Raw genomic sequence first — 26,766 nt, 5'->3', positions numbered from 1 at the left:
TTTGATCGTATATTTGTTATTTAATGCTTTGAGGGTCGAAAATGTTCAGTTATCGATGTCCGGCAAAGATATGATGGTAAAGGTTCAATTACAAAAGAAGAATAAACATTCTTCAAAAAAAGAGGGTACGCAATGAAAATATCTTTTTGCCGTTTAAGGCCGAATTAAAATCTTCGATCAGTTCAGGATGATTGTTTTTCAGATGCGATCTCACAATCGACAGCGATTCCGAATATTTATTGTATACTGTTTTTTTGCTCACGGACAACATTTTTGCAGTTTCTTCCACCGACCAGTCATTAATCCGCAACCAGAATGTTTTCCGCACTACATAGGGCTGTTTATCCAATGCTTCACGAATTACCAGTAATAACTCTCTTTCATCCAGTCCAGCAGTAATATCCTGATAGTTAAACTCCATAGTTTCTTCCAATTGATCTATGGAGATCATATTTTTCAATGTTTCCCGATACACATCCAGCACTCTGAAACGAAGGTTTCTCAACATATAGGATTGTACTGACCCCTGTTCATTACATTTCAGGAAAGAGGGATCTTCCCACACCTTCATCCAGAATTCCTGAATAAGATCGTCTGTTTGCTCCTGATCGTTCAATGCCTGGTAAACAAATTTGTAGATTAATTTGATATAACGGTCATAGAGCAAAGCAAAAGCTTTCCGATCCTTTTCCGAAATTAACCCAAGCAAAAAATAATCCGTCTTTTTAATCATAGGGTCTCCTTAACTGCATCTGATTTCACTACAAAGAAACATTATTTCATCCATAAAAAGGAAGATAAACCGCATTAAGTTTTTACTACGAAAAAATTACAAAAATGTTACTATTTTTTCATTCATCGAAAAATGGTCAGTCCATAATCGTCACAATAATAAACATTATGAGATAAATCAAAAAACACATTAAGTTTTATTAACCAAAAAGTCAGGGAAAAACAAACTCTTAATTCCGTAATATATGTAAGAAAGAACCGAAAATGAATATGGATAAAGATAAGTTGCCTGAAAAAAATAATGAAGAAAAATTTTTATTAAAATATTTTCTTTGGCGCATTCATAACAATGAAACCACTCAAAAGGAGAAAAATGTCATAGAATTATTAAAGCAGTCTTATGAACCGGCTAGAGGAACAAGAAGATTAACCGACAAAGAGTTAAAACAAGCCATCACAAGGAACCGGAAACAAATCATGAAAGAGATCGGGACCTCCCAATATTCCAAAGGAAAGACTATACGGCGCATTCCTTTAGTTATAGGAAGCAGTGCCGCCGCAATTGCTTTACTTCTTATCTTATTGACATTCCCGTTCATCAAAGATCCATCTCTTACAGATACAACCGCAATACCGTTGGAATCTTCTTTGATTGAAAAACAATTTACAACCGGTAACGATATGAAAAAGATCGTACTGGCCGATGGCTCTACCATTTTCCTCAATCAGGGAACGACTATCAGCCTGCGACAGGGAAAATTTAATGCCCATACCCGTGAAATATGGCTGGATGAAGGAGAAGCATTCTTCGATGTAAAAAAAGAGGCAAGCCGACCTTTTATCGTTCATACCCCCAATGGGATCAGTACACAGGTATTAGGTACTTCCTTCAATATAAGAGCGTATGCCCAACTGGAAGAACAGGTAATCTCGGTCAATACGGGTCGTGTACAGGTATATGATGAAAAAGAGAATAAAATTATCCTGGATCCGGATTATAAAGTCTCTGTCAAAAACGGGAATAACGAGTTTGTAGCCGGTAAAACAGATGCCAGAAACATATCTGCATGGCGGTCAGGAACAATTATGCTGGAACAGGCAACCATCAGGGAAGTTGCTTTCAGGCTGAAACAGGCATTTAATATTACCCTGATCTACGATCATGCTGTAAATGACAACGAAAGGATAGTAACATCATTTACTTTAAACACACCACAAGAAGAAGTACTTACCACAATATGTAAATTATATAATGTGCATTATAAAAGAAATAACAACAGAGTTGAATTGATTAAATAGGACAAAATTATGGGAATTAAAATGGATGAAATGCGTAGGATCACCCTCTCAGTCGTGATATTGTGTTGGGTGAGTATTGGAAATTTGTCTGCCACTGTACAGAATGTCAGTAGTTTTCCTGCCGAGTCGATGATACACAGGTTGGAGCGACTCAATGAAATTGGAAAAACTACAGGGCAATCCGTATCATACAATGCTACAGAGATTCAGAATGAAGAAGCTCCTGCATTTGATGCCGAAACCAATAATATGGAAGAGTGGCTGTATAAATCACTGAGCCAATCGGAATTTACATATGAGAAGAGGAATAATAACCATTACCTCGTTTTTCGAAACAAGCAGGCAGAACCCGAACCGGAACAAACACAGCAGGTGTCTGTTCTCTCCGGACGTGTAACAGATATACTTAATGAGCCACTTATCGGCGTAAATATTGTAGAAAAAGGAACTTCCAACGGAACCGTGACTGATATGGAAGGACGGTTCTCTTTATCGGCTCCTGCCGATGCCGTTATCGTATTTTCTTACATTGGATATACTGCCCAGGAAATACCCCGTAACGGCCGGAGCACGATAGACATCGTATTGAATGAAGATTCTGAATTACTCGATGAAGTGGTTGTGGTTGGGTATGGTACACAACGAAAAGTTAATTTGACAGGATCTGTAGGTGTGATCTCATCTGAAGACCTGATAAAGAGACCGATAGCCAATGTATCTACCGGTTTACAGGGACTTGTGCCTGGGATGACTGTTACAGCCAATGCAAACGGAGGATTACCGGGGCAATCCAATGCTACGATACAGATCCGGGGTGTCGGCTCAAGAGGCAACAATAATCCCCTTGTATTGATCGATGGTGCGGAAGGAGATATGAACATCATCAATCCGAACGATATCGAAAGCATCTCAGTATTAAAGGATGCTGCTTCTGCAGCTATCTATGGGAACAGGGCCGCCAACGGAGTTATCCTGATTACAACAAAAAACATATCGGGAAACGAACGTGCACCACGTATCAATATTGACACATACTATGCCGTACAAACACCTACCAAACTCCCAAAAATGGCTGACAGCCCTACATTCATGGCATGGGAAAATGAGGCTCAGGCAAATGTGGGAGGTATTCAGAATTATACCCCGGAGGATATTCAGAAAGCCATTGACGGAACAGATCCCAACTATTATGCTAACACCAATTGGATTGACGCAACATTTTTATCATCAGCTCCGCAATACAACCTGAACGCCAGTATCGACGGGAAAGCACGAAATATGGGCTATCTGCTTTCTTACGGTTACCTGAATCAGGATGGTTTGACCGTGGGCAAATCTACACATACAAACCGACACAATATCAGGTTAAAACTCAATACAAGAGTAGCCAACCGTTTCGATATTACAGCTAATATGGGCTATATTGACCGCCAATTTTCTGCACCAAATGCGTCTTTCGACCTTACCGGAGGTGTATTGTATAACGCTATGCGGACACGCCCCACCGTACCTGTACACTTTACTGATGGGCACTGGGGCTACGGGGGCGGTCAAAGCAATCAGGTAGCTTATCTTACCGACGGAGGTGGGCAACAATTCTCTTCACAGGAATTTACAGGTAATTTCACAGTAAAAGTAGATATTCTCAGAGGATGGACCGCTTCGGCCAATTATATCACACGCCAGTCAAACAGTTTCAGAAACCTGTTAAGTAAGACCATTCATTTCTACTATCCGGAAACAAATGACATCTGGTACACAACGAACACCCCTAACTCTATAGAAAACAGAGACTATCGTACCTTAAGCCAAACTCTATTCGCACAAACCGATTATGAATTAACTATCGGCGATCACTCTCTCAACGCGATGCTTGGGTTTCAACAGGAATGGCAAAGAGCCGACCAGTTCAATGCTCTTAGAAGAAACCTGATCACGGAAAAAGACCCAATCCTTGACTTTGGTTCACCTGATTCTCAAGCCAACAGTGCAACAGCCAACCATTGGGCAATGCGTTCCGGATTTGGACGTATCAATTACAATTTCAAGGAACGTTATTTATTGGAAGCCAACCTGCGGTATGATCTTACCTCCCGCTTCATCAAAAGGAACAGGGCGGAATGGTTTCCCTCATTCTCAGGGGCGTGGCGTATTTCCGAAGAAGAGTTTATGAGTTCTACAAAGGATCATATAGATCAATTGAAAGTCCGTGCCTCATGGGGTATATTAGGTAATCAGTTCTCAACCGGATCGGACAACTATCCATATATGTCCCGTATCGCCAGTGTTACTGTTCCCACCATAGGTGCTGTGGCCAACGACGGGTATGCTGAAACCTATATCGGTAACCCCAATCTGTTATGGGAAATGCTGCATACAACCAATATCGGAATTGATGCCAACTTCTTGAACAACCGTTTAACTTTTACCGGAGATTACTATGTACGTAAAACCCGACGAATGATATACCAGAGAGAGTTACCCGCCGTAGGTGGATTTCCCTCGGTCATGGATGAAAACGGAGGAGAAATGCAAAACAAAGGCTGGGAACTTGAAATTGGTTGGCAAGACCGAATAGGACAAGATTTCACCTATGGAGCAACATTTATGCTGGCAGATGTGAAAAATAAAATCACCGAATGGGAAGGTTCCATTGTCGGATCTGATAATATTACTATGGTCGGTTATCCCAATCAGGCCCTTTACGGATTGGTTGCCGACGGAATTGCCGTGCCAACTGATTTTGAAAAATACAATCCTGTTTCAGGGAGATATGAAAATCCAAAATTCCCCATCATGTCAGGAGATGCCGGATTGGTACAACCAGGTGATATAAAGTACAAGGATCTGGATGGTGACGGTGTCATTGATCTTGATAATGACCGGAAAGTGGTAGGTAGTTCCATTCCCCGCTATACTTACTCTTTTAAGGGTAATATGGGGTACAAGGGATTCGATTTCAGTTTCCTGTTTCAGGGAGTAGGAAAAGTAGACGGATATATTTACGGACCTGCCCGCCATGCATTCACTGACCAGTCGACCTATCCACAATGGTTCCATGCCGACCGGTATCAGGCATCCAATCCCAATCCCAATGCAGCTTATCCGCGCTTCACATACAATCAGAGCTACAACCAGCGCTTTTCTACTTTCTGGATGGAAAATGCTGCCTATCTCCGGTTAAAGAATATACAATTAGGATATACGCTTCCGGCCAAACTAACTCAGAAAATCAATGTCGATCGGTGCCGGATATATACATCTGCTGATAATTTACTGACGCTTACGAATTATTTCTCTTCGGCCGATCCCGAAAGACCGGTTCAGGGTGGAGGAAACTATCCGCAAATCAAGACATTTGTTTTCGGTGTAAATATTACTCTTCATTAAACACAATAATGTAAAAAATAAAAATAATCGTATGAAAAAGAATATATTATTGATACTGGCTTTATTTCCGTTTCTTTTCTCCTGCAACGACAGTTTTCTGGAAAGAGCGCCTTTGGATGAACTCTCTGACGAAAACTTCTGGGAATCGGAACTACAGGTAAAGAATGCCGCAAATGCCTGCTATTGGGCTTTGGTAGGAAAGGACTTACCCATCAATATGTCGGAAGGGCTGAGTGACAATGCTCCCTGGTATACGATGAGTGGATGGCGGCAAATAGGTAGTGGATTGTACGGATCCGATTTCAGCACGCTGAATACCCGTTTCCGGGATTCTTACAGACAGTTAAGAAGATGTAACCACTTCCTTAATAATTACACGAGAGCTACAACGGTAGATCCCGAAATATTAGAACGATATGCCGGAGAAGTCCGTTTTCTAAGGGCGCTCCTTTATTTCTATCTTACCAGTTTCTGGGGAGATGTTCCTTTTGTAACAGAACCTGTAAATGCTGGAGATGAAGCCATGATGGCCCCTCGGACATCGAGGGAAACAATCGTCGACTTTATGTTGGATGAGTTAAGTGAAGCAGCTGAAAGTCTACCTCCACATATTGCCCCTGCAACTACCGACTTCGGACGTATCTCTGGTGCTGCAGCAAAGGCATTTGAGTCGCGTGTGGCATTACAAAACAAACGCTGGGAAAGAGCAAGGGATGCCGCCAAAGAGTTGATGCCCGGCGGGCGATTTGCCTATCATCAGCTTTATTCCACAGGCCGTCCAAACCAGGATTATTTTGACCTGTTCACGTTTATAGGAAGGGCTTCCAGAAATGCAAACAACAAAGAAGCCATCTTGTCGTATGTATATAATTTTGAACTCTCCAACCCGACCCGACATAATTTAAGCAGGGAATTACAGGTACCCGATCAGATCATTCGCTTCAATCCGACAAAATCTCTTGTCGACAGCTACTTATGTATTGACGGATTACCGATCGACAAATCGCCATTATATAAAGGAAACGGCACCTATACACCGGCATACAGCGCTTACGACAGTGTATTTGTAAATCGTGATCCCAGACTCAAACAATCCATCGTATATCCCGGCTACGACAAATGGCACGGAAGAGTTGACGGCAGAGGCACGACCAATCCTGACGAAGATGCTTCCAGAACGAACATTTTCAGATCTCCCAAATTCAATAACGACGGTAGAGGTGCCGTAACTTACACAGGATATTATTGCCTGAAATATTGCGAGCCTTCGAAAGTTCCGATTTACAATCAGGACGATAATGACATTATTCTCATTCGTTACGGAGAGGTACTCCTGAATTATGCAGAGGCTATGTATAATCTGGGGAGCCTGAATCAAAGCGTAATAGACGAAACCATCAATATCCTCAGAGACAGAGTGGGTATGAAAAGAATGGTGTTGAGCGAATTGGAAGCCAATGGCCTGGATCTGAAAACGGAATTGCAACGCGAACGCCGTGTGGAACTCTTCATGGAAGGACATCGTTGGTTCGATCTGGTAAGATGGGAACAAGGATATGAATTGGGAGTGGACAAATCTGAAACTCCCGAACGTCAGCAAATGGGTATTTTAAAAGGTATCCGCAGGGATTATGCCTATGACCAGTCGGTATTCACATCCAGCACGAAATTCGACGAGAACGGATTTCTCATTTTTGATGATTCCCGTGTTTTTGAAAATCCTAAAAATTATCTATTCTCCCTTCCCTACAGACAAATGGAACTGAATCCGAATCTGCGGCCAAATAATCCTGGATGGGACGACTAATCAGACTAAAACTGTACTCGATAATGAATAAATTAAAATATATAGTGTGTTCCTTATTGTTATTACTAACATGTGGGACATTGGCATCACAAACCACTATCCGGGTATTGAACATCAATACCCGGATGTCCGGACAAATGGCAGGATACAATGCTGCCCCCTTTGCAGATTATATAGAACAGTATAATCCCGATTTCGTGATGCTACAGGAAATAGATTACAAAACAGCACGAAACGGATTCCGGGATTTTACAACAGAACTGGCAGCGGAAACAGGATATTTTTCAGCTTTTGGACGCGCAATCACATATTCCCAGGGAGAATATGGAGTAGCCATACTCTCCAAATATCCTATCGAAAAAATATCCAATACACAACTGACCGGCAACGCCAGTGAAATGAAGGAAATGCGCACTGTCTTGTTTATTGATGTAACCCTACCCGGTACAGAGGAGAAAGTACGGATGGCAGTAACCCACCTGGATCACTCGACCAATGGTGTAAGACAATCTATGGTACAGCAGTTGAATGCCGCTATAGGAACCTCTCTTCCTACTTTACTGGCAGGTGATTTCAACGCATTTCCCAGTGAAACGGCAATAAGTACCGGGATGGCATCATGGAAAAGGGTATGTAATAATTTCGCTACATTTCCGGCTTCCAATCCAGCCAGCAAGATAGATTACATCTTTGCCAAACCAACGGATAAATGGAATGTCAAATCATACCAGGTATTATCCAATAGTGCAGCAATAACAGACCATTGTGCCATGTTGGCAGAGGTCGAATTTCAATAAGTATTATGTTATGAAACAAATCAATTTATACCTGATTGCTTCATTCTTCTGTTTTCTAATAACCGGTTGCTCAGGAAACGATAATATAGAGCCGGAACCCGGTACAGAATGGGATAAAACGCGAACGGCAAAAGTGACGTTTGTTTCCGATTTAACAGGTAATAATCCTTATACTACGAACAACTACAATGCTGTGAGTTTGGCAATAAAAGGAAACGACAGCCATGTTATTATACTGGACAGGGCTAATGTCACTTACGGAGCCTCAAGAATTAACCCGGGAGCCAATATTGCCGTTTCAGCCGAACGATTTCCCATTTTTGTTCCTGTTTCAACAACAGAAACGGAATACAGAGGGAGTGTTGTATTATATGAGAAACCTGTTCCGGAGATGGAACAAACAGTTGTTGCAGATGCATGCAGAATGATGCCGGTTGGTGTTGAAATTAAGCAAGGTCTTACAGCTCGCACGGCACTCCTCTCTTTTGATTCCGAAAATCAGATATCAGCTTCTGCCAGCCTGTTCAGATCGGCCCAAACATCTTCGACTCTGGTAACCGGTACAATCAGGAGAAACCTGGTGCCTGTTCTGGAATCCACAACTTCCACACTTACCGACGGCTCATATACACTGGAAATAATAGAGAATTCCGACAGGAATAGTGAATACGTTATTTATCTGTTCGGCTCTACGAAATGGAAGTTCCGGGATTTCACCGAAGGGTCGGTCAGCGGCAATATAAAAAGTTTTCTGTTACAGGTAGAGTTCTTATAGAATAAAACAAGATTATCAACAGGATAACATAGATCGGATCGTAGTTATCCAGGCATTAAAACAGAATATAAACAATTAAAAAACAGATATGATATGAAAAGGTGCAAACAGATAATTTATACGCTATTGGCATTGAGTCTGGCCATATTTGCCACCTGTAGCGATGGAGAGGTCGCTGTGGATTATACCGACGATAATGCTTATCCGCCGCCGGTAGTAAATATTACCTCTTCCACATCATTGGAAGAAGCCTTATTCCAACAAACCCAAACGGTAACAGGAAGTATTGAATCCAACAATGGATTACGCGACATCTATATTACATTACTCAAAGGCAATGCTGATGTCGGATATGAAGAAATAAGCAGAAATAACAGGGTCTTTCAAATACTCGATAGTTTCCCGAATGAATTAGATTTCTCTCTGAATATATCTCTTTCCGATGCGTCGACAACAGCGATAGGCATATTTGCTACCGACATTTATACAAAAACAACCATTGCTCCTATCGTGATAGAAAAACTCAAAGGAGTGCCGCCAAGGGTTACACTTAATCCATCGGAAATCGACCAGATTGAACTTAATGAGTCTGTAACTATCGAAGGAACCACCTCATCTGCCGAAGATTTAGCATCCATTACCTACGCACTGGTTAGAAAAACTCCTTATCTGGAATTGTCTACGCCTGGGCTGATTGAAGTTGGTTCCTCTGAAACAGAGAAGAGTTTTAGTTTCGATATCACGGTAGACGATGAAAGGGCAGATGCTATCAGTGTGGTTGTGACCGATAAAGAGGGATTTAAAACAACGGCATATGCAGATATCAAATCAATTACCGGTATACCGGAAGGCAGGGCACTTATATTTGAAGATTTTGAAATGGCTCCTGAATGGGAAATTATGTCTAACGCCGGAGTAATTCCCACACAGCCTTACCTGTTCTCAATAGAAGGAATTCAGGTAGGTAATGAAATAAAGAATGTAGTGACACTGAAAGAAGCAGTAGATGCTCCTTCCGGAAGTATTGACTTTGCTTTTGTCAATATCTGGAGAAATTCCGATCGGGTACCGGTTGGCAGCAGAGGTTTTGCATACGTAAGTGCTGCTCGTTTAAGTGGAGGTCCGGTAGGACGGCAGGTTGATACGGACTGGCTCGGCGGCATGACAAAAAATGCTATCGGATTTAGAATCCTTTCCCAAGAAGAGGTCGCTACCCTGGATCTGGATAATTTCTTTGAAACAACCACTGGGAACTGGGAAACATTCGAAGCTTTATCCGCTTTGGATAGTTATGTTGCTCCTGCTATGGTCAACAACGATGCCAATAGAATATTGAGACAGCGGACTAATGCCGGAGCCAGCGGAAATTGTAGTATGGAAATCACATCCGGCACATACATTGCTTTCAGACGGGTAGTTAACGGATCGGAGGATAAATTGGGTATCATGAAAGTTATTGAAGCCGCAGACGATATGGATGCAACCAGTGATGACGGCTGTAAGATAGCCGATCCAATCACCGGAGGTACTACCCCCGGAGCCTCTGCTCACTATACGGGCCCTAATCTGCCAGGATTTGTATACGAAGGAGTAACGAAACTCTACGGTAGAACTACTAAATTGAAAATAATTGTACAGCAATAATGCAATGTTAAAGATAGCATATTATTCCCGAAAAGCCATTAATTCAAAACAGCAGGAATAATATTGAAATAAACCCCAAAAGTTTTTCTAACTCTTGGGGTTTATTGATATCCGGACAGTTATTTTTATTATGAGCGTCCGTTGAATACATATACAACTTGTATAGGGTTACTTAATCAGAGTAGTTACCTTGTTTTAGGTTTATTTTATAATCTTCGGAAAAGTCATCAGGAAGCGTAACCCTCCTTCCGGCCGGTTCTTTGCCACGATACTTCCTTTATGAAACAACACTGCATTCCTGACAATGGAAAGTCCTAATCCTGATCCACCGGTATTACGTGTTCGACCTTCACTCACCCGGTAAAAGCGTTCAAAAATACGTACCAGGTGTTTCTCATCAACTCCTGTACCCGTATCATAAAACTCAAAGAAGTAGGTATTCTCATTTTCGTTATAACAACGCGCCATAATATCTATATTTTCACCGCCATAGGAAATAGCATTTTCTATCAGGTTCCTGAAAATAGAATAAAGAAGCGTGCGACTGCCATAAACCACCACATTATCGCTTACATCTACATTAAATGTACTACTCTTCTCCTTCAGTTTGTCAGACAGATCATTTCTCAATTCGCGCAGTAGCTCTTTCATATTCACCTGCTCCTGTTCGAACCGGTCGGGCGCCTCTTCTATCTTGGTCAGCATACTGATATCCTGAATTAATTCCGAAAGACGGATAGTCTGTGTATAAGCCCTGTCGAGAAAACCGTGAATACGTTCATTGTTGTCACCCTTATCATCGTAGAGGTTGAGGATCGTTTCCAGATAACCACGAATGCTGGTGACCGGCGTACGAAGTTCATGTGCGATATTATTGGTCATTTCCTGTTTGAGCAGGCGTGTTTTCTCCGATTTGGTAATATCACTGATATAGAATTCAAAACTCTCATCTTCAAAAATAATAATCCGCACATTAAATTGTCTGCCACTCTTCTCAATACGTTTCGAAAAAATATTTCCTTCTCTTGGTTTTGTATTAAGAAAATTGACAAACTCGCTGAAAATTGGATCTTCAAAGATCAGTTCAGTCTCCAATGTTGGATTATCCAAGATCATATTCAGGAATTGCAGGAAATGAGAATTAGCATAGATTTCCCTACGATCTTTCGAAAAGATGGCGATTCCCTCTTCAGAAAGTTGAAAATGCTGCAGCAGTTTCTCACGCTCAGCCGCCAGTTTACGTCGATTTTCCTGCAACAGGTTGTAGTTCTCCACAATATCGGCACTCACCTCTCCCACCTCATCATCGGCAAAAACGAAACTGGCCGGTATCTTAACATCATTTCTCACGTTCAACGAAAATTCCCTTAACTCTTTCAACGATCTGGAGAATCGGTTGGAGAAATAAAGCATCATCAGTATACACACCACGAAAAAGAGAAGTATATATATGATAAACGAACTCCCGGAATTGATAAATGATTGTAGTTTCACATCATACGGAACCGCTAACCGGATAAAATAACCTTCATTGTATTTTTTGGAATAATAGAGATATTTGATATTATCACTATCCGAGATACGGATATTCGACCCATTTCCAAAACCAATCGATTTCTGGACTTCGGGACGTTTCAGATGGTTCTCCATCTTACTGACATCCAAAAAGTTGTCGTAGAGTACACGTCCCTCCCAGTTTATAATGGTAAAACGCACATCAGAGGGCATATAGCGTAACAGTTCCCCCACCCGTTCCGGCTCTTTTTGCAAATCAATGCTATTCTCGTTGAGATACCGGTACACAATATCGGCGTTATTCTCAAGTGTACGCTCCAGACTGAGTGTACGTTCATTTTTGAACTGTTGCTGTTCAAACAGGATAATCCCCACAGTGAAAAGCCCTATGATCACTGAGAAGTTAAGTAAGATACGAGTTTTAAAAGATACTTTTCGTTTCATTTTCTAAAAACTAAAAGTGAATTTGCTTAAGACCGATGGGCAGGGGCAAATTTATCTGCATTATGTCGAGTAATGACAGAAAATCACCGAATCATCACATTGTCAAATCGTCTTTAGCGTCGATATTCAGATAATAACCGAATCCGGAACGATTTACAATAATACCTGCATAATCTCCCAACTTCTTTCTCAGGCGAGTAATATGCACATCGACAGTACGGTCGAGCACAAACTCGTTCTCACCCCATACGCTGTTGAGTATTTCCGTGCGGGTAAGCAAATTAGGCGATGTACGTGCCAGCAGAGAAAGGATTTCAAACTCTTTTTTAGTGAGTGATACCTCATTTCCGTCGATGGTCACACGGTTGCCCTGCAGATCAATATTCAATCCTTTATAGCTCCAGTCGGTCGGCACAGGCTCAGCCGGCGCCATTTTAGTGAGTGCACTACGTTTGAGCAATGCTTTTACACGGACAAGCACTTCTTTCACCGAGAATGGTTTGGCTATATAATCATCTCCCCCCAATGAAAATCCGGTCAGCATATCGTTTTCAGTATTCTTGGCCGTAAGGAAAATAATCGGCACGAAATTTCCCGATTTTCGTAATTTTTCGGCCACTTTAAACCCGGAAATTCCACCCATCATCACATCGAGGATAATAACCCCATGTATATCGGTGATCATCTCCAATGCGTCCTCTCCTGAATGGGCTACATCTACGATATATCCCTCGTTCTCCAGATTGAATTGCAGGATATCGCAGATATCCTTTTCGTCGTCAACAACTAAAATTCTACCTTTCATCTTGCTTCATCTCCTGATTTTTCACCGGCTACCGGTTTTTTGGATTCTTTCACATGGCGGATATCTCTTCCCTCGATCACATATACAGCCGATTCAGCTATATCCACCGCCTTATCACCAATACGTTCCAGATAGTAAGAGATACTGTTGAGGTTCATAATATTTACCAGTGACTGCGAACTCTGTACTTCGTTCTGGAAATCTTCTGCCAGTTGACGCTCGATTTTCCGTTCCAGTTTATCTACCTTATCGTCCATCTGTATGGTATCGTATGCCATTTCATTACTCACACCGGTAAAGGCGAAAAGTGCATTTTTCAGCATCTTGTCTGTCTGCACAAACATCTTATCGATAGGTTTTTTATATTTCTCGAATCCAGCCAACGAAAAATCTATTCCTTCCAATGCGAAAGCAATATTCTCGATCAGATCGCCCACCCGCTCCATCGAAATAGTCATATCGTGATAGGCCATCAGTCGGCGCAAATCAGAAGCCCGGGGTGTAAAAAGCATGATGGCGTTAATCACTTTTTCCTTGATAGTGACATCCAGCGAATTAATCAATTTCTCATTCCGTTTCAACTGGGGAATGATCTCTTTGTTACGATTATCCCGAACCAGATCAGAAGCCAGTTTTATCTGTGTCAGTACAATTTCCGAAATCAACTGGAAATCACCATGCAACTGATCTATATAGTTGTCTTTGATTCCCCTCACGTATGGGGCATTACCTTTTTCGTTCCCGCTGTTCATTGTTCCCTCATTATTTAAGATAATCTATGCTCCTGTTCCTAACAGGCAAAAATACTCATTTTTCTTTATCTCACAACGTAAACGTTTACTCCGTTAGTTGTTTTCAATATTCGGGGTTGACCCCGTATTATCTAACTAAAGTGCTCTTACCCAAAAACACCGGTCAGATACTCTTCTGTACGTTTGTTCTGTGGTTTGGTAAACATCTGTGTGGTATTTCCATGTTCCACGAGCTCACCCAAATACATGAACATGGAATTATCCGATATACGTGCTGCCTGCGACATATTATGGGTCACTATGATGATGGTGAAATCCTTTTTCAGTTGCAACAGCAACTCCTCAATCTTATTGGTAGATATCGGATCGAGCGCCGAGGTGGGTTCATCCATCAGTAATACCTCAGGGTTCAAAGCAAGCGCACGGGCTATGCAAAGCCGTTGTTGCTGGCCTCCCGAGAGGAATGATCCCCTTTTTGTCATCACATCCTTCACCTCGTCCCACAGTCCCACACTTTGCAGGCTTTGCTCCACAATATCATCTTTTTCCCGCTTTTTCAGGCGGATGCCATTCAGTTTATATCCCGCCAGTACATTATCGTAGATACTCATCGTAGGGAAAGGATTGGGTTGTTGAAACACCATTCCGGCCATACGGCGTACCTCCATCGGATCCATTGCCAGTACATTTTTCCCTTTCAGTATGATCTCTCCGGTGGTTTTGATATGGGGATAAAGATCATGCATACGGTTAATGGCGCGCAGAAGCGTACTCTTTCCGCAGCCCGACGGCCCCATGATGGCGGTGATGGTATTGGGATAGATATTGGTCGACACCTTATTCACGGCAAAACTGCCGGGTGAATAGGAGACCGACACCTCTTTCAATTGAAGAATGGGAGTCTTTCCGCTTGCTATTTTTACACTTTCCATTTACGTGCTACAATTTTGGCTATCCAGTTTAACAGGAATATTACGATCAATAAAAGGAGCGACGATGACCAGATCAAATCTACTAAGTTCGGGTCGTTGTAGAAATCCCAGATCAGCAGTGGAATTGCACTGGTGGGTTCCATCACTTTCCAGTTCACTACAGACGCTCCGAGTGCGGTAAGCATCAGTGGAGCGGTCTCTCCCATCACACGTGATACGGCAAGGAGTATACCGGTAAAGATTCCTCCAAATCCGGAAGGGATTAATATCCTGAATACCACGCTGGTGTATGACGATCCTAATGCAAGTCCCGCCTCTTTATAGGCTACAGGTAACATTTTCAGCGTCTCTTCGGTAGAACGTACAATCATCGGCAGCATCATAATAGTAAGCGCCACACTACCGGCCAGGGCCGAATAACCACCCAGCGGCTTCACTATCCATGCATAAGCAATTATTCCGATGACGATGGAGGGCATTCCCTGCAGCAGGTCGGTCAGATAACTCACCACCCCTGCAAACCGTTTTCCCCTGTTGTCGGCAAGATAAATCCCGATAAACAATCCCAGGAATACCGAAAAGAGGATGGCCATTCCCACGATCAGTACCGTACCCGTGATCCCGTTCAATATCCCACCGGGAATAGGTTCATCGTTCATCCGTGCCAGCATGGCATCCATCGACGAAGGGGTCACCTCTGTGAAGAGACGCAAATTGAAATTCTTATATCCTTTCGAGATCACATCCCACAAGATAAAGAACAGAGGGAACATGGCTACCAGTGAAAAAAGGCAAACCAGTACAAAGGTCGTTTTATCCTTTCCTTTCCGCCATCCCGTATGTGTTATTTTATGATGGTTCATGTCCTCGCTAACTTTTTCATTACCATTTTGGCTATCAAATTGATGAGTGCCGTAATAATAAACAGCAACAGGCCGATGGCGATCAATGCGCTTAGTTTAAGCCCGTCGGCTTCACCAAACTGGTTGGCAATCACACTCGCCATGGTATTTCCCGTATCGCGCAATCCCTGCGGTATCCTGTTAGTATTCCCAATCAGCATGGTTACCGCCATCGTCTCACCAAGGGCGCGTCCCAACGCCAGGATAAAGGAGGCTACAATTCCCGATGCTGCGGTAGGAAGACTGATATGCTGCACGACCTCTAACCGTGTGGCTCCAAGGCTATATGCCCCCTCTTTGAGCTTATTGGGAACCATTGACAGAAATTCAGCACTTAGTGACGAAGCATAAGGAATGATCATGATCGCCAATACGACTGATGAGAGAAATATACCGAATCCCTGTGCATTGACTCCTATCTCTATGATAATGGGACGAACGGTATAGAATCCCCATAAACCATACACAATAGAGGGAATACCGGCCAGCAGATCCACAATGGAACTCACAAAAGAGGATAGTTTGGTACCCTTAAAATATTCACCGTTGAACAGAGCTACTGCCAGTGCAAAGGGAATACAAAGCAAAAGGGAAAAAAACGCAGTATAGAGCGTTCCCATGATAAAAGAGAGCGCACCATATTCTTCCGTCGCCGAACGGGGATCCCATTCAGCATTGGTTACAAATCCCCAGATACCATATTCACCGAAAGCTTCTACAGAACGGCTCACCAATGCATAAATAATTCCTGCCGCAAGCAACAGGATTACTAACGCCGCTAAGAAAAGTACTATCCGGAATAATTTATCTTTCATTCATTTAATAATTACTAATTAATAATTACTAATTACAAATTGATTAACAGCCTCTTATTTTTTATTATTTCTGATTTCGACTAAATATTAGCAATTTCTCCCTGAATCAACAAATCGCTAAATCATCAAATTATCAATTGTCAATTGTCAATTGATTAACTCCCCGCCGTAATGTATCTCTCCGATCAGTTTTTTTGTCTTCTCTATCGCTTGAGCAGAAAGAGGCGCATAGTTTATCTGTGCTGCCACTTTTTGTCCACCGTCGCTGATTATATAACTAAGCAAGTCTACAAGCGCCTCCGCTTCTTTTTTTGTGCGGTTGCCATACTGCTGATCTTTATAAACAAGTATCCAGGTAAAAAGGCTGATAGGATAAGCATTCGGATCGTCCGAATCAATAATTGTCGCCCGCATATCGTCGGGCAACGCTACGTTGGCGGCTGCAGAGATGGTTTCAAGCGTAGCATCTACATAATTTCCCGCTTTGTTCCTGAGTTTGGCTACCGGAAGCTTCAGTGTGAGTGCATATTCCGAACCGATATATCCGACAGCTCCTTCAGTCTGCTGCACAATACCGGCTACTCCGGGATTTCCTTTTGCCGCGATACCCGCCTCCCATTTCAGGGCCTTTCCTTTACCCATCACACTGTCCCAATCGGAACTCACCATGGACAGGTATTCCGAAAAATTATAGGTCGTCCCGCTACCGTCCGACCGGTACACAGGGGTGATATCCAGATCAGGTAATGGCACATTCGGATTGATCGCCTGGAGTTTCGGGTCGTTCCATTTTCTGATATTTCCCAAATAGATATCCGCAACAAGAGGCCCTGTCAGCCGGAGGCTATCTACTCCTTCGAGGGTATAAGCCATCACTACACCGCCCATACAGGTTGCAACATGAACCACTTCCGCATTCATCGATGCGATTTCCTTACTATTCAGAAAGGCGTCGCTGGCACCGAAATCCACCGAGCGGTCACGCAGGCTGCGAATTCCTCCACCACTGCCAATGGCGCCATAGCTTACCTTTAAACCTCCGTTCAATCGCATGTAATCGCGAAAAACAATATTATAATAAGGATAGGGAAAAGTGGCACCTGCACCGGATAAAGACATTCCTGAGCCGCCTTTTTCTTCATTGGCTGAATTGTTGTTACAGGATATAAGTAAAACAAGCAGAAATAAAAGCTGAGATAATCGTTGCATCAATAAATATTGTCCTCCTTCGGATATTTTGCACAAAAGTACGACATGGATGTTACAATGTAGTTACAAAAATGTTACAAAATTATTAAGATTGTAGTTCAGGGATTTACCTCTTATCTGTAAAAAAGTATCGTTAAATCAACCTTTATGAGTAAAAAACGTTCGTATCTTTGCAATGAAAAGCTAACGCTTTTCTGTGTAGCTTAGGGAACCACATAAAAACAAAGAACAATGAAAGATTACAAAGAACAGGATGCCCTTGTGCTCTTCTCGGGCGGGCAGGACTCCACGACCTGCCTCTATTGGGCAAAGCAACAATTCAGAAACACCTACGCGCTCTGTTTCACCTACGGACAGCGTCACTCTCAGGAAGTTGAAAATGCACGACGGATCGCTGAAATGGCCGGCACTCCGTTTCAAGTATTGGATGCGGGTATCATCTCCCGATTGGCACCGAATTCACTGACCGATTTCTCCGTACAGATGGATGAAGAGCAACCGGCCGGCTCTTACCCTAATACTTTTGTTCCGGGCAGAAACCTGCTGTTTCTTACTTTTGCTGCAACTCTCGCCTACGCACAGGGAGTCAAACATTTAGTAACAGGGGTATCAGAAGCCGATTACAGCGGTTATCCAGATTGTCGGGATACTTTTATCCGCTCAGCCAATGCCACACTCAACCTGGCTATGGATAACCAGTTTGTGATCCATACGCCGCTTATGTGGCGCAATAAGAAAGAGGTATGGCGATTGGCTGATGAACTGGGTGTTTTCGATATTGTAAAAAATGAAACCCTTACCTGCTATAACGGAATTCTGGCCGAAGGATGCGGCCATTGTCCCGCCTGCCGGTTACGGAACAAGGGATTGCAGGAATATTTAGCAGAACGGGAAAACAGCCTGTAATTAACTGGACGGAAATACAGCCGACCCTAAATCCTACCCTTTAATTTATATTCGATTTTTCGAGAAACAACAACGGTTATGCAACACAAAGGACTCAGCCACCTGGGTGGCAAAACAGAATACAAGCAAGATTACGCACCGGAGATGCTGGAAGCATTCGACAATAAACATCCGGGAAACGACTATTGGGTTACATTCGACTGCCCGGAATTCACCAGCCTCTGCCCTATCACAGGCCAACCCGATTTTGCTACCATCCGCATCGACTATATACCCGACATAAAGATGGTGGAAAGCAAAAGCCTTAAGCTCTATCTTTTCAGTTTTCGCAATCATGGAGCCTTTCATGAAGATTGTGTGAACATCATCATGAAAGACCTGATCCGGCTGATGGATCCCAAATATATTGAGGTGACAGGTATCTTCACTCCCCGTGGAGGCATCAGCATCTATCCGTATGCCAATTATGGGCGGAAGGGTACCAAATACGAAAAACTAGCCGAAGAGCGACTTTTTAATTATTCGTTTCCGGTTCGTAATAACGTACCCAATCGATAAACATATCTACCGGTAATTCAGTAGAGTCAGTATCTTTATTGAGCCGGATCCCAATAAACAGATCAAGATCCATGTCATTGAACGGGAACTGTCCCGGGATATCAGTCAAGATACGTGGGTATTTTTTAGTACGGTTGTTATCCACAAAAAACACAACACTGTCAGGATAGGTCTCCACCCCATAGGTATGGAATTGATTGGGATTTACACCGACCAATGCGCTGGAAGGCGGATTATCCGGCATCCCCTCTGTGGTGGTATATTGTGAGGTAACTGACTGGTAGATGAACTCGTCATAACCATACCGCTCCATGATATCGATAGCGATATTTCCGGTTCCATCCGAAGGGAGTAATGAAACAAACGGTACAGCCCCCGCTACCGGATTCATGCGAGCCCTTACTTCAACCCTGCTTACACTGTTCTTTTTCACCCCTTGCCGGGTAATACCTCCGGTAAGAAATGGAATTTCCGCATTATTCCCGGCATTCTCTACTCCCCGGAGTACAAGTAGTCCGTCTTCCAAGATATAGAGAGCTTCATTGTCACTCATATATCGGCTCATGTGTTGTTTTCCTCTGGGTATCTTTGACCAGGTATCCAGCCCTGTTTTACCATCAAAATCATCCTCCCATGCCAGAGTCCACCCTTTTCTGAATTTATCCGGATCACTTTTTTGTCCTGTACAAGCAACCAGTCCGGCTGTAAGTGCAAGAATCATTACTAAGATTGTGTTACGTGTCATCTTTTTTCTTTTTTAATTTCAGGGGACAAACTTACTACAATCCTTTTTCAAGGTCTATTTCCATCACAATAATAAGTGTTAATCATTTAAAAAGTCTATAAAGCCCGCCTTCCAATCATTTTTCCATCTTTTCACTTTTCCACTTTCTGATAGAGTATACTCCAACTTTTTTATTACCTTTGCTCCCTATCTGTCATAAGGAAAAAAGATTTACAAAGGTTACAATCAACGCGAACATTATGCCGCACATATCCCAACGGGGCATACAGATGCCTCCTTCACCCATACGAAAACTGGCACCGCTTTCCGATGCTGCCAAGGCAAAGGGGGTAAAAGTATATCACCTCAATATCGGCCAGCCCGACCTACCTTCTCCCGCATCGGCATTGGACGCCATCCGCAATATCGACCGCACCACACTGGAATACAGTCCCAGTGACGGCTACCGATTTTACCGGGAGAATTTGGTTGATTACTATAAAAAGTTCAATATCAGCCTCACTCCCGAAGAAATCATCGTCACCGCCGGCGGATCGGAAGCAGTGCTTTATGCCTTTATGGCCTGTCTCAACCCGGACGATGAGATCATCGTCCCCGAGCCGGCTTATGCCAATTACATGGCTTTTGCCATTTCCGCCGGAGCGATCATCCGTACCATCCCCTCTACCATGGAAACGGGATTTGCCCTTCCCCCGATAGAAGAGTTCGAGAAACTGATCAATGAACGTACCAAAGGAATCCTTATCTGCAACCCCAATAACCCCACAGGTTATGTCTACACACCCCACGAGATGGAACAGATAAGGCAACTTGTCAAAAAATATGATCTTTACCTCTTTTCCGATGAGGTGTACCGCGAATTTATCTACAACGATACACCTTATATTTCTGCCTGTCATCTGAAAGAGGTGGAAGAAAATGTGGTGCTAATCGATTCGGTATCCAAAAGATATAGTGAATGCGGCATCCGTATCGGGGCACTTATCACTAAGAACCGGAAGGTACATGATACCGTCATGAAGTTCTGCCAGGCACGCCTCAGTCCACCCTTAATCGGACAGATCGCAGCCAATGCATCGTTACAGGAGAATGGCGCATATATGCAGCATAACTTCGACGAGTACAAGAGCCGCCGCGATTTCCTTATAGAACGGCTGAACAATATTCCCGGAGTCTATTCCCCCATGCCACAAGGAGCATTCTATACCCTGGCAAAGCTCCCTCTTGATGATGCCGATGCTTTCTGTGCTTGGTGCCTCTCCGATTTCCGCTATCAGGGCCAGACCATTTTCATGGCACCCGCATCCGGCTTCTATGTCACTCCCGGGTTGGGCAGAAATGAAGTTCGTATCGCTTATGTGCTCAATAAAGACGATCTAAACAATGCGCTCATAGTGCTGGAAAAAGCACTTGAAGCATATCCACATACCCATAAACATGAATGCGGAGCTCTTTATAGCGAGGCGGATTTACAAAGGCGATAAAAAGAACGATAAACGGGTCTCATCGCCTGCCATCAAAATTGCCATTGCCGGCATTGCGCTCGGTCTGGCCGTGATGATTGTGGCAGTATGTATCATTGTCGGCTTCAAAAAAGAGGTACGTGCCAAGGTGGTGGGTTTCGGTTCCCATATCCAGATCACCGCCTTTGAGAGCAACTCATCCTACGAACACGCCCCCATTGCATTCTCAGATACACTGGCGTCCATACTTACTGCCAACCCTGATATCCGTCACTTTCAGGAATTCATTACCAAACCGGCTATTATCAAGACCGACGATGATTTTATGGGCGTGGTATTGAAAGGAGTGTCAGAAAAATATGACTGGAAATTTTTCAGGAAAAACCTGCTAGAGGGAACTATTATCCAAGCCAACGATACTATTACGGCTAATCAGGCTATTATTTCAAAAGAGATTGCCGATAAATTACGATTAAAGACAGGGGACAGTTTCACCTGCTATTTCGTACAGGAGCCTGTCCGTGCCCGTCGGTTTCATATTAGCGGTATTTACAGCACCAATTTTGAAGATTATGACAAACTCTATGTGATTGTCGGGAATGAGATCCTTTCTTCCCTTAATGGATGGGATAGTGATATGGTGAGCGGGATCGAAGTACTGGTACGTGACTATGATAATCTCGACAGGATTGCACAGGATCTTTTCTTCGATATGGCATCATACAAAGACCGTCTCGGCAATGCCCTTTATACCCGTTCCATCAAGGACATCAACCCCATGATATTTAACTGGTTGAACCTACTCGACATGAATGTGTGGGTTATCATCATTCTCATGTTGGTAGTATCGGGTTTCACCATGATCTCTGGCCTGCTTATCATCATCCTCGAACGTACCAATATGATCGGCATGCTGAAATCGATGGGAGCAAGGGATTTCAGTATCCGCAAGGTTTTCCTGTATCTTTCAGCCTTTCTCATCGGACAGGGGATGTTATGGGGAAATATAATTGCTCTGGCTTTTTGCCTTATCCAGGATAAATTTCAGCTACTAAAACTCGATCCGTCCACCTATTACCTCTCAGCAGTACCGGTAGATCTCAACCCGCTATATATTATTCTTCTTAATATCGGTACGCTCGTCGTCTCCTTACTGATGATGATCGGCCCCTCCTATCTGGTCGCCAGAATCACTCCTGCCAAGTCCATCCGGTTTGAGTAGTTTACCGGTATATTGCCGACAATCCCAAATGTCTGCTATGTATATAGTTATTTTGAATACAATAAACAATTATAGATGGAAGTTTTTTGCTACCTTTGGGCAGAAATAATTATAGTCGTATAAAATGAACATTAACTGGATAATCCTGATTATTGGAGGAGTTTTCGAATCAATTTTTGCGATGAGCCTGGGAAAGATGCAACAGACATCAGGCAAAGAGATGTGGCTGTGGCTTGCGATATTTCTTGCCTGTGTAAGCCTTAGTATGTTTTTACTGTTCAAATCGATGGGAGGCAACCACCCGATTCCGACAGGAACCGCTTATGCTGTCTGGGCGGGCATCGGTGCTGTAGGAACGGTTGCCCTCGGTATTCTGGTTTTCAGGGAACCGGTCACTTTCTGGAGAATCTTTTTCCTTAGCACCCTAATTATTTCGATCGTTGGATTGCAATTCACTTCTGCACATCATTGATTTAAATTGCAAAATTGATTTAAAATACAAATTAGCAATTACTAATTACAAACGCCTTTCCACATTATTCATATTGGCGATGGTACATCACAAACCTTCCTATCTCTATCATCACATCAACCTTCCCACCTCTCCACTCTCTTAGTCAATCCAGCACACCACTGTTAATAACTTGTTGATAACCTGTTGAGAAGTTGTTCATAAAAACGACCAAAAATATTTGCAATTTATTTGTCCGGTATGTTATATTTGCAGAACAACAATGAGAGATAAAGTACGAATTTCGTACAAAAGACATACATAGGAGTTCATTGACATTTTGTACACAACGGGAAGAGTTTCATTCAAGAGATCGGCAAATCCGTTTGTTTTTCTCTTTGTTCATGAAGAGTGAGACATTGATAAAATGTTTCTATCGGATGAACCATAAGTTTTTCGTTATGTGATCCCCCTTGATAGCAGTTTATCTGTATATTTAAGGAAGTGATTGCAAAATAGCGACCGACTCGGACGAATGAACCATCTTCAGGCATTAGCAGAATTTGTGACTGCTTTTGTGTTCTATTTTGGTTGAAAGGTAAACCTTCACGGGCAAGCCAACTCGCCGGAAACAGATGCAAGAGTTTGTAAATTCCGGGAATAGGGATGAAAATCCGGTCTCAAACATTGATTTTTTACTACATCGGCCTTTTCCAAACCGGAAAAAATCCGACGGTAAGAATTCGAGGGCTGAAATACATGATTACATTCGTATGACTGATTCTGCTTCACAATCCGGAAAAATTATGTATCAAACGATTTAATGTTATCGAATTGAATGATATACAAGACTTCTCAGAACAGCTTTAACGGCTTCAAACACCGTTTCAGACGTTTTTTGAAGTATCCGCATTCTGAAGTATAAACCCCTGTAAAGATCATAAAATTGACTTTCCAAGCCAGTTTCAGTTTTTACAGAATTTGGGATTTTCTCAGGCAATTGAACACATTTCAGTTTTTGCACCGTTCGGTACAGAACGATTTGAACTCCTACCATATACAAAAAGCCGGCTTTGCAGCCGGCTTTTTTTGTTTCATCACATAAAGGGTTTACTATTTAAATTACCCGATGATCTTTTCTCCTGTTAAATCTCCTTCCGGAATAAGGTAACGATTTCATCCATAGAGCTGTTCCTAAAATGAGAATCCTACTCCTCCGGTAAATCTTATTCCACTCCAATTGATCGAAGCGGAATTATAGGCAGATTCTCCCCATTCAGCTTTAGCAACGAAGTCATAACCCACCGAAACATGTATATTCATCTTTTCAGTAATGTAATATTTAGTTCCTATCTGGGTTAAAAAAGAAAAACCGGATGTATTAAATATGTCATCAAAATTGTCCAGTTCTTCATCATTTACCACAAAAAACCCCCGGTTTTTAAATTGAGTCATAAACATACCGGGAGATACTTCCCCAAAGAAAGAGAAGAGTTCCCTGCCCCTCCTGTTTTCATAAGTAAAGAAGTAATTTTTATAATATATCCCAGCTCTGACACCATTCACAATAAACCTATTGGCATATTCTCCCGAATAATCTTTGAGAGACAGTTTTCCTCCTGTGGAGTGATATCCTCCCCCCTTTAAGCCAAACTCATGTTGTTCAAACAAATAACCAATATCTATAACATGAATCATATTTTGTGCCGGAAAATTATCTACGTTCTTTGCACCGATAATGGATGCAGGAGGTATTCCCGATAAGTAAGTTCTTCTTCCCTATCGAATTGTAGCTTCTCATAGTTTTTAAGATCATAGCTGACTAACTCGATACATCCACTCGAGGGAATGACTATCAATGAAGATTTCTCAGAGCAAAAAATCCGACCATTCCATGAAAGGGATAATTCATCTACTTCCCCCTGGTCTAATAATTCCAAATCATCCTTATCATAAATCCAAAAGTTATACCCGTTCCTGACAAATAATCTATTCGTTGGCGTATCCGTACAAATTTGAAAATCCAAATAACCGTCTTCAATGGTAATCAGACTGGGCGAATAGAGCACATCATAATGAATAGACCAAGCCCCATCTTTACTAATACTCTTCGTATCGAAAGGCACAACGTACAATTCATACAGGACACCTTGCGAAAAAGGGAACAGATTGTTTTTATCCCGCGTAAACTCTATCAGGTCATCGATCTCGAAATAATTTTCCTCCCCCTCGTATACTATATCGCCGTAGTAACCGGTTGCAAAAGCATATCTGGACTTATATTCGTTCTTCGGCCATGATATTTTTCCTGAATTGACTCCGGTATATTCAAACCGGATAGAATTTTTTGGAAATTCAATTACCGTTGTATATACATCTACCCAAGGTTCCCTTATAGCTTCTTTAAAGAATGTTTCTATCCTGTAATATAACGCACCGAACACGGCTAAACTGTCTACAAAACCTGTTTCATGAGGGTCGGTAATCTCTTTTACATACGTTTTGTTATTGTGATAATAGGTTATCCTGTATTTATCTACGGTATATTGTTCCAGCTCCGGTTTGTCCCAGGTCAGTTCAAAATGATCATCCTTATTTCTATGATGGACAATATTGTTGAGATGCAGCACCGCATCAGGAATAAAAACCAACGTATATTCAAATTTACCTATATAATTTTCAAATCCCAGCTTACCGGCAATACTTTCAGAATGAGGATCTACTTCTATATCAACTGTCAGTTTTTTTGTAGTCCGGACATTGCTGGTTGGTACGAGTTCGAAATAACCATCCATCAGATACATTTCTTCACCATTCAGACTGAACCGTTTTTTTAACACTTGCCCTTCCGGTAAGGAAAGTTGATAATGCAATTTTGTTTTCTTGTATATATAGATGGCAGCACCTGTAGGAAAATCAGCCAGATTAAGTATGATCTCCGTGTCATCCGGTTTCGGAACATCCACATAATACACATCGTCCCTATCATATTCACAGGCAGCGAAGAAGAATAAGATTGTGCACAGAATTAAATAAATTAATAATAGAGATAAATTTGAAAATAAGATTTCCTGAATTTTTTATTATCTTTGTTCCAATAGGATAACTCTTAACTCCGCAAGCGATATGAAACATTTTTATATTCCGTTTCTGATGATCCTTTTCTTCGTTCAGTCGAAAAGTTTTGCACAGGATATCCCGGTGAAACCGGATAGTCTGGATTTGAAAACCGGAATCGCCGGTGGATTGCCAAAACAGGCCGACTCTCTCAGATCCGGCCAGCTTCCGTTAAGATTACCCCGACTGAATCCGGCAGAAAATCTTCTGCCGCAATTTACTCCTTACCAACGGTTCACCCTGGAGCCACAACATTCGGATAAAGAAACTAACTTCCCCCAGATTCACTGGCACGGAGCCGCATCTGATTTCATCAATAGCAAGAGTCGCACGGCCATTGCTACAACAATGCCAACTTCCAACCTGCTATTACATTCATCGGCTACCATCGGTATGGTGGAGACTCCTTTTTTTGGTAAAGGCTATTACTATACTGATGTTTCGCAGTTAAAAATGAAGTTGATAATCAGAGGATAAGAGATAAAA

General features: G+C 42.4%; 23 protein-coding genes. 12 read left to right on the top strand and 11 right to left on the bottom strand.

Annotated elements, in window-relative coordinates; translation table 11 throughout:
* Positions 1-112: 112 nt before the first annotated feature.
* Positions 113-733: an RNA polymerase sigma factor gene (locus U2P89_RS12845; RefSeq protein WP_091909134.1), complete on the bottom strand. Its 621-nt coding sequence runs from the start codon at positions 731-733 to the stop codon at positions 113-115.
* A gap of 269 nt (positions 734-1,002) precedes the next feature.
* Between U2P89_RS12845 and U2P89_RS12840 the strand changes: the two genes are divergently transcribed.
* The 6 genes from U2P89_RS12840 to U2P89_RS12815 all read left to right on the top strand — a co-directional run bounded on the left by U2P89_RS12840 (position 1,003) and on the right by U2P89_RS12815 (position 10,444).
* Positions 1,003-2,031 (top strand): FecR family protein, encoded by a 1,029-nt coding sequence (locus U2P89_RS12840; protein ID WP_322191588.1) that lies wholly within the window; start codon positions 1,003-1,005, stop codon positions 2,029-2,031.
* Positions 2,032-2,040: 9 nt separating this feature from the next.
* Entirely contained in the window at positions 2,041-5,421 is a 3,381-nt protein-coding gene (locus U2P89_RS12835; protein WP_322191587.1) for a TonB-dependent receptor, read from the top strand.
* A gap of 31 nt (positions 5,422-5,452) precedes the next feature.
* On the top strand, positions 5,453-7,228 hold the full coding sequence (locus tag U2P89_RS12830; protein WP_091909143.1) for a RagB/SusD family nutrient uptake outer membrane protein: 1,776 nt from the start codon (positions 5,453-5,455) through the stop codon (positions 7,226-7,228).
* Positions 7,229-7,308: 80 nt separating this feature from the next.
* Positions 7,309-8,025 carry an endonuclease/exonuclease/phosphatase family protein gene (locus U2P89_RS12825; protein WP_313382256.1) on the top strand — a complete coding sequence of 239 codons (717 nt, stop codon included), beginning with the start codon at positions 7,309-7,311 and terminating at the stop codon, positions 8,023-8,025.
* A gap of 10 nt (positions 8,026-8,035) precedes the next feature.
* On the top strand, positions 8,036-8,800 hold the full coding sequence (locus tag U2P89_RS12820) for a hypothetical protein (RefSeq protein WP_091909147.1): 765 nt from the start codon (positions 8,036-8,038) through the stop codon (positions 8,798-8,800).
* 93 nt (positions 8,801-8,893) lie between these two features.
* Positions 8,894-10,444 carry a hypothetical protein gene (locus U2P89_RS12815; RefSeq protein ID WP_091909150.1) on the top strand — a complete coding sequence of 517 codons (1,551 nt, stop codon included), beginning with the start codon at positions 8,894-8,896 and terminating at the stop codon, positions 10,442-10,444.
* A gap of 201 nt (positions 10,445-10,645) precedes the next feature.
* Here U2P89_RS12815 and U2P89_RS12810 read toward each other — a convergent pair whose 3' ends face one another.
* The 7 genes from U2P89_RS12810 to pstS all read right to left on the bottom strand — a co-directional run bounded on the left by U2P89_RS12810 (position 10,646) and on the right by pstS (position 17,818).
* Positions 10,646-12,403, bottom strand: coding sequence for an ATP-binding protein (locus U2P89_RS12810; protein ID WP_091909153.1), 1,758 nt, complete (start codon positions 12,401-12,403; stop codon positions 10,646-10,648).
* A 94-nt stretch (positions 12,404-12,497) separates the two neighbouring features.
* Positions 12,498-13,208 (bottom strand): response regulator transcription factor, encoded by a 711-nt coding sequence (locus U2P89_RS12805; protein WP_313382254.1) that lies wholly within the window; start codon positions 13,206-13,208, stop codon positions 12,498-12,500.
* Complete coding sequence (locus U2P89_RS12800) at positions 13,205-13,960, bottom strand: phosphate signaling complex PhoU family protein (RefSeq protein WP_019540744.1); 756 nt, start codon at positions 13,958-13,960, stop codon at positions 13,205-13,207. Before U2P89_RS12800 ends, U2P89_RS12805 begins: the two co-directional genes overlap by 4 nt.
* 146 nt (positions 13,961-14,106) lie before the next feature.
* On the bottom strand, positions 14,107-14,892 hold the full coding sequence (pstB, locus tag U2P89_RS12795; RefSeq protein WP_313382252.1) for a phosphate ABC transporter ATP-binding protein PstB: 786 nt from the start codon (positions 14,890-14,892) through the stop codon (positions 14,107-14,109).
* Entirely contained in the window at positions 14,880-15,755 is an 876-nt protein-coding gene (gene pstA / locus U2P89_RS12790; protein WP_322191586.1) for a phosphate ABC transporter permease PstA, read from the bottom strand. Before pstA ends, pstB begins: the two co-directional genes overlap by 13 nt.
* Positions 15,752-16,609, bottom strand: coding sequence for a phosphate ABC transporter permease subunit PstC (gene pstC, locus U2P89_RS12785; protein ID WP_091909159.1), 858 nt, complete (start codon positions 16,607-16,609; stop codon positions 15,752-15,754). Before pstC ends, pstA begins: the two co-directional genes overlap by 4 nt.
* 147 nt (positions 16,610-16,756) lie before the next feature.
* On the bottom strand, positions 16,757-17,818 hold the full coding sequence (gene pstS, locus U2P89_RS12780; RefSeq protein ID WP_313382249.1) for a phosphate ABC transporter substrate-binding protein PstS: 1,062 nt from the start codon (positions 17,816-17,818) through the stop codon (positions 16,757-16,759).
* Positions 17,819-18,049: 231 nt separating this feature from the next.
* Here pstS and queC point away from each other — a divergent pair, with 231 nt between their 5' ends.
* Positions 18,050-18,724 carry a 7-cyano-7-deazaguanine synthase QueC gene (gene queC / locus U2P89_RS12775; RefSeq protein WP_091909180.1) on the top strand — a complete coding sequence of 225 codons (675 nt, stop codon included), beginning with the start codon at positions 18,050-18,052 and terminating at the stop codon, positions 18,722-18,724.
* A 78-nt stretch (positions 18,725-18,802) separates the two neighbouring features.
* Positions 18,803-19,282: a preQ(1) synthase gene (queF, locus tag U2P89_RS12770; protein ID WP_276744904.1), complete on the top strand. Its 480-nt coding sequence runs from the start codon at positions 18,803-18,805 to the stop codon at positions 19,280-19,282.
* On the opposite strand, the gene U2P89_RS12765 is transcribed toward queF, so the two are convergent.
* Positions 19,239-20,027, bottom strand: a complete 789-nt coding sequence (locus U2P89_RS12765) for a family 16 glycosylhydrolase (protein ID WP_076930429.1) — start codon at positions 20,025-20,027, stop codon at positions 19,239-19,241. The genes queF and U2P89_RS12765 overlap by 44 nt on opposite strands.
* A 239-nt stretch (positions 20,028-20,266) precedes the next feature.
* On the opposite strand from U2P89_RS12765, the gene U2P89_RS12760 reads away from it, so the two are divergent.
* The 3 genes from U2P89_RS12760 (at position 20,267) to U2P89_RS12750 (ending at position 23,184) form a co-directional block, all read left to right on the top strand.
* Positions 20,267-21,511, top strand: a complete 1,245-nt coding sequence (locus U2P89_RS12760; protein WP_092027820.1) for a pyridoxal phosphate-dependent aminotransferase — start codon at positions 20,267-20,269, stop codon at positions 21,509-21,511.
* Positions 21,465-22,712 (top strand): ABC transporter permease, encoded by a 1,248-nt coding sequence (locus U2P89_RS12755; protein ID WP_322191585.1) that lies wholly within the window; start codon positions 21,465-21,467, stop codon positions 22,710-22,712. Before U2P89_RS12760 ends, U2P89_RS12755 begins: the two co-directional genes overlap by 47 nt.
* Before the next feature lie 124 nt (positions 22,713-22,836).
* The gene (locus U2P89_RS12750) at positions 22,837-23,184 is read left to right on the top strand and encodes a DMT family transporter (protein ID WP_416188638.1); all 348 of its coding nucleotides are present in this window, start codon (positions 22,837-22,839) and stop codon (positions 23,182-23,184) included.
* 1,173 nt (positions 23,185-24,357) lie between these two features.
* On the opposite strand, the gene U2P89_RS12745 is transcribed toward U2P89_RS12750, so the two are convergent.
* Both U2P89_RS12745 and U2P89_RS12740 read right to left on the bottom strand, forming a co-directional pair.
* Positions 24,358-24,861, bottom strand: a complete 504-nt coding sequence (locus U2P89_RS12745; RefSeq protein WP_322191584.1) for a hypothetical protein — start codon at positions 24,859-24,861, stop codon at positions 24,358-24,360.
* A gap of 20 nt (positions 24,862-24,881) precedes the next feature.
* Positions 24,882-26,129 (bottom strand): hypothetical protein, encoded by a 1,248-nt coding sequence (locus U2P89_RS12740; protein WP_322191583.1) that lies wholly within the window; start codon positions 26,127-26,129, stop codon positions 24,882-24,884.
* 160 nt (positions 26,130-26,289) lie between these two features.
* Between U2P89_RS12740 and U2P89_RS12735 the strand changes: the two genes are divergently transcribed.
* Complete coding sequence (locus U2P89_RS12735) at positions 26,290-26,757, top strand: hypothetical protein (protein ID WP_322191582.1); 468 nt, start codon at positions 26,290-26,292, stop codon at positions 26,755-26,757.
* Positions 26,758-26,766 lie beyond the last annotated feature (9 nt).

Origin of the sequence: Proteiniphilum sp. (assembly GCF_034331125.1) — a bacterium.
GTDB lineage: Bacteria > Bacteroidota > Bacteroidia > Bacteroidales > Dysgonomonadaceae > Proteiniphilum > Proteiniphilum saccharofermentans.
This window is presented reverse-complemented; position numbering and strand designations above follow the sequence as displayed.